This window comes from Streptacidiphilus carbonis (assembly GCF_000787775.1).
In the GTDB taxonomy this organism is placed as follows: domain Bacteria; phylum Actinomycetota; class Actinomycetes; order Streptomycetales; family Streptomycetaceae; genus Streptacidiphilus; species Streptacidiphilus carbonis.
Map to the genome: position 1 here is coordinate 68367 of NZ_BBPM01000032.1, position 5208 is coordinate 73574.

At 74.9% G+C, this 5208-nt stretch carries 3 protein-coding genes and 1 pseudogene; 1 reads left to right on the forward strand and 3 read right to left on the reverse strand.

Features of this window, described 5'->3' with window-relative positions; genetic code table 11:
- A pseudogene (locus tag TR46_RS45360) lies at window positions 1-1111 on the forward strand (hypothetical protein); the annotation flags it as partial.
- Between the two features lie 16 nt (window positions 1112-1127).
- Here TR46_RS45360 and TR46_RS23655 read toward each other — a convergent pair.
- The 3 genes from TR46_RS23655 to cobT form a co-directional block, all read right to left on the reverse strand.
- Window positions 1128-1943 (reverse strand): TrmH family RNA methyltransferase, encoded by an 816-nt coding sequence (locus TR46_RS23655; RefSeq protein WP_042404597.1) that lies wholly within the window; start codon window positions 1941-1943, stop codon window positions 1128-1130.
- A 17-nt stretch (window positions 1944-1960) separates the two neighbouring features.
- Window positions 1961-3190, reverse strand: a complete 1230-nt coding sequence (cobA, locus tag TR46_RS23660) for a uroporphyrinogen-III C-methyltransferase (RefSeq protein ID WP_042404599.1) — start codon at window positions 3188-3190, stop codon at window positions 1961-1963.
- Between the two features lie 164 nt (window positions 3191-3354).
- Window positions 3355-5208 (reverse strand): nicotinate-nucleotide--dimethylbenzimidazole phosphoribosyltransferase (gene cobT / locus TR46_RS23665; protein ID WP_152626640.1); only part of this gene is annotated, 1854 nt, incomplete at its 5' end.

Here is a 5208-nt window from a genome sequence, read left to right on the forward strand (position 1 = left end):
CCCCCGCCCGCAGGCCGGGCAGAGCCGGCCCGCCGAGGCGGGCCGGCGCGCCCAGGCGGGGGGTCCCGGCGCGGTCCCGCACGGCGCGGCCCAGGCCGGCGGACGCCCGCCGACGCGCCCCGCGCCGAGGCGGCCGATGCCGCCGACCGTGCGCGAGCCGCATCCGCCCCGCCGGGACACCCAGCAGCACACCCGCCGCGAGGTCCGGCCGGAGCAGCGGCCGGACCAGCGGCACGGGCAGCGTCATGAGCAGCACGACCAGCCGCCGGAGCAACGTCCGGAACAGCGGGGGCACGAGCAGCGGCACGACTCCCGGCCGAGCGCGGTCGCACCGGCGCCCGCAAGCCGCCGCACTCCCCCGCCGACCGGTTCGCAGCAGCGCCCGCCGGCCCGTCCGGGCGGCTCCTCGCGGCGGCTGCTGCGGCAGCGGCTGATCGTCTTCATCACCGTGACGGTGGGCGTGGCGCTGGCCATCGCCGCCGCGCAGGGCTGCGAGAACCGTGACAGCCGCGGCCTGGGGACGCCGCCGAGGCCCTCGGTGGCGTCGGCACACTCGCCGATCCCGGGCGCGGTCCCCGCCGCGGCCCCGTCCCCCGCGGCGGACGCCCTGCAGGCGGCGCCGGCCACGGCGGTCGGCAACGGCGACACCGGCGGCGTGGACTGGGCCGACCGCAGCTACCCCGACCCCAGCGACGGCTCCACCGTGGTGCTCAAGGACGGCCGCGCCTCGACCGACGGCGCCGCGCCGGTGGCGCTCACCAGCGTGCTGCCCGCGCGCTACCGCGACAGCGCGGCCGCGGTGGTGGTGCTCACCCGCCGGGACGGCAGCGTCCCGGAGGACCTGATCGAGCTGTACCAGCTGCCCGCCGGGGCGTCCGGGACCGGGTCAGGGGCATCTGCAGAACCGGTTCTGCTGGCCTCCCACGCCTCCACCGGCGACCCCCAGGCCACCGGCACCTGGCGGATCGCCGACGGCGCGGTGCTGCGCGAGGAGCACACCGCCGCCTCGGGCACCCGCCCCGCCAGCACCACCCGCTACGCCCCGCTGGGCAACGGCACGATGACCGAGACCTGGCCGGGGACCGGAACGGTGGCAGGCCAGCAGGGGTGACCTCGCGGGAGTTCCTTCAGCCGGTCGGCTGCTGGGAGAGCGCGTAGAAGCTGACGGCGGCGGCGGCGGCGATGTTGAGCGAGTCGACGTCGTGCGACATCGGGATGCGGACCCAGGCGTCGGCGGCGCGCAGCGCCTCGGTGCTGAGGCCGTGGCCCTCGGAGCCGAGCATCACCGCGCAGCGCCCCAGCAGCTTGGGCGAGACCTCGTTCAGCGGGCCCGAGTCGCCGTGCGGGGTGAGCGCGAGCAGCGAGAAGCCGGCCTCGCGCAGCGTCTCCAGCGAGCGCGGCCAGGGGTCCAGGACGGCGTAGGGGACCGAGAAGACCGTCCCCATGGACACTTTGACGGCGCGTCGGTAGAGCGGGTCGGCGCAGTCCGGCGAGAGCAGGATCGCGTCCATGCCGAGGGCCGCGGCGCTGCGGTAGACGGCGCCGATGTTGGTGTGGTCGACGATGCCTTCCAGCACGGCGATCCGGCGGGCCGTGGTGAGCAGTTCGGCGGCGTCGGCGAGCGGCTTGCGCTGCATCGACGCCAGCGCGCCGCGGTGCACGTGGTAGCCGGTGACCTGCTCGGCCAGTTCGGGCGCCACCGCGTAGACCGGCGCCGGCACCTCGTCGATGACGTCGCGCATCACGTCGATCCACTTGGACGACAGCAGCATCGAGCGCATCCGGTAGCCGGCCAGCCGGGCCCGGCGGATCACCTTCTCGCCCTCGGCGATGAACAGGCCCTCCTCGGGCTCGCGCCGCCGGCGCAGCTCGACGTCGGTCAGCGCGACGTAGTCGCGCAGCCGGGGGTCCTGCGGGTCGTCGATGGTGATGAGTTCGGCCACAGCTCGATCCTGCCCGCTCAGATCTGGGCTGCCAAGTTGTTGACGGCGACCACGTCGCCGATGACGACCACGGCCGGCGGACGCACCTCCTCGGCCTCGACCACGGCGGCGACGGTGGCCAGGGTGGCGTCTACCCGGCGCTGGCCCGCGGTGGTGCCCTCCTGGACCACGGCGACCGGGGTCTGCGGGTCGCGGCCGCCGGCGACCAGTGCTGCGGCGATCGCGCCGATGCGCTCGACGGCCATCAGCAGCACCAGGGTGCCGCGCATCTTCGCCGCGGCGTCCCAGTCGACCAGCGAACGCGGGTCCTCCGGGGCGACATGGCCGGAGATGACGCTGAACTCATGGGTGACGCCGCGGTGGGTCACCGGGATGCCCGCGGCGGCAGGCACGCTGATGGAGCTGGAGATGCCGGGGACGACGGTGACCGGCACGCCGGCCTCCCGCAGCGCGAGCAGTTCCTCCATGCCGCGGCCGAACACATAGGGGTCGCCGCCCTTGAGCCGGACCACGAACCTGCCCGCCCTGGCGTGCTCGATCAGGGCGTTGTTGATGGCCTCCTGGGCCATGAAGCGGCCGTAGGGGATCTTGGCCGCGTCGATGACCTCGACGTGCGGCGGCAGCTCGTCCAGCAGTTCGCGCGGGGCGAGGCGGTCGGCGACCACCACGTCCGCCTCGGCGAGGAGTCGGCGGCCGCGGACGGTGATCAGGTCCGGGTCGCCGGGACCGCCGCCGACCAGCGCGACGCCGGGGGTGCGGCCGCGGTGGTGCGCGGCGGCGAGGGTGCCGTCGCGGAGCCCGGCGACCACGGCGTCCCTGAGCGCGGCGGAGCGGCGGGGGTCCCCGGAGAGGACGGCGATGGTGGTGCCGTCCTCGCGTCCGGTGGCCGGGGTCCACGCGGTGGCGGCCGAGGCGTCGTCGCTGCGCGAGCAGAAGGTGCGGTTCGCCTCGGCCTCGACGGTGGCGGCGGCGTTGGCGGCGGGGTCGTCGGTGGCGGCCAGCACGTACCAGGCCCCGTCGAGGTCGCCCGCGGCGAAGCGGCGGCGGTGCCAGGTGAGTTCGCCCGCGTCGGCCATCGCCTGGACGGCGGGGGTCGTCTCCGGCGCGATCAGGTGCACGTCGGCTCCGGCGGAGAGCAGCGCGGGCAGCCTGCGTTGGGCGACGGTGCCGCCCCCGAGGACGACGACGCGGCGGCCCCTGAGCAGCAGGCCCACGGGGTACGGCGTGGTCTCGTTCTCGGACGGCATGGGCGCTCCTGGCGTTCGTGTACGGCGGTGCTGTTCAGTCTGATGGTGCGGCACTGTGCATGGCTTGTCGCGCAGTTCCCCGCGCCCCTGGGGGTCTGCAACTGAGCCAGTTGCACTTGCTAGGGGCGCGGGGAACTGCGCGGACGGAAAACCCCCTGGGAGGGTCAGTGCTTCTCGGTGACCCCGGCCGAGTCGAACGTGGCGACATCGTGCATCGCCCGGGCCGCCGACTGGACGAGGGGCAGAGCCAGCAGCGCGCCGGTGCCCTCGCCGAGCCGCAGGTCCAGATCGATCAGCGGTCGCAGACCGAGCTTGGCGAGAGCCGCCTTGTGGCCGGGTTCGGCCGACCGGTGGCCCGCCACGCACGCGGCGAGCACCTCCGGGGCGATCGCCTTGGCGACCAGCGCCGCCGAGCCGGCGATCACGCCGTCCAGGATGACCGGGGTGCGCAGGCTGGCCGCGCCCAGCAGGAACCCGGCCAGGGCCGCGTGCTCCAGGCCGCCGACCGCGGCCAGCACGCCGATGGGATCGGCCGGGTCGGGGCGGTGCAGGGCCAGGGCCTCGCGGACCACCGCGATCTTGCGGGCGTGGGTCTCGTCGTCGATCCCGGTGCCGCGCCCGGTCACCACCGAGGGATCCTCCCCGGTGAAGACGCAGATCAGCGCGGCCGCCGCGGTGGTGTTGGCGATCCCCATGTCCCCGGTGACCAGGGCCTTGTTGCCGGCTGCGACCAGATCGCGGGCGGTCTCGATGCCCACCTCTATGGCGCGCAGCGCCTCCTCGCGGGTCATCGCCGGTTCCACGGTCATGTCGGCCGTGCCCGCCCGGACCTTGCGCGGCAGCAGCCCGGTGGTGCGGCCGGAGTCGATCGCCGGGGGCAGTTCGGAGGCGACGCCGACGTCCACCACGCAGACCTCCGCGCCCAGCTGGGCGGCGAACGCGTTCACGACCGCGCCGCCGGCCAGGAAGTTGGCCACCATCTGCGCGGTGACCTCCTGTGGCCAGTGGGTGACGCCCTGGGCGTGCACACCGTGGTCGCCGGCGAAGACCGCGACGCACGCGGGCTCGGGGATCGGCGGCGGGCACTTGCGGGACAGGCCGCACAGTTGCGCGGAGATTATCTCCAGCATGCCGAGGGAGCCGGCCGGCTTGGTCATCCGCTTCTGCCGGTCCCAGGCCTCGCCCAGCGCCTTGGCGTCCAGCGGCCTGATCCCCCGCAGGGTCTCCTGCAGCACGCTGTGCGGCTCCTCGCCGGGCAGCGCGCGGCGGCCGTAGGTCTCCTCGTGGACGACCCAGGACAGCGGGCGCTTCTTGGCCCAGCCGGCCTGCGCCAGCTCGGGCTCGGCCGGGAACTCGTTGACGTAGCCGACGCAGAGGTAGGCGACGACGTCCAGATGCTCGGGCAGGCCGAGCTCGCGGACCATCTCCTGCTCGTCGAAGAAGCTGACCCAGCCGACACCGAGGCCCTCCGCGCGGGCCGCCAGCCAGAGGTTCTCCACCGCGAGGGCCGCCGAATAGGGGGCCATCTGCGGCTGGGTGTGCCGGCCGAGGGTGTGCCGGCCGCCGCGGGTGCGGTCGGCGGTGACCACGATGTTCACCGGGGTCTCGACGATGGCCTCGATCTTCAGTTCCTTGAACTGCTTGGCCCGGCCCTTGGGCAGCGACTCCGCGTAGACCTCGCGCTGACGCTCCGCCAGTTCGTGCATCCGGGTCCGGGTCTTCGCGGAGCGGATCACCACGAAGTCCCAGGGCTGGGAGTAGCCGACGCTGGGGGCGGTGTGGGCGGCCTCAAGGACCCGGATCAGCACCTCGTGCGGGATCGGGTCGGGCCGGAAGCCGTTGCGGATGTCGCGGCGCTCACGCATCACCCGGTGCACCGCGTCGCGCATGTCGTCGTCGTAGGCGGGTGCGGCCGGCCCCTCGGGGACGACGGAGAGCTGCGGCTCCGGCGCCGGCTCGGACGCCGGCTCGGACTGCTGCACCGTTTCGGCGGCTTCGACGCTGCCGGCGGCATCCAC

Coding starts and splice junctions, on each gene's coding strand:
- cobA (WP_042404599.1), bottom strand. CDS start 3,190: ATGCCGTCCGAGAACGAGACCACGCCGTACCCCGTGGGCCTGCTGCTC.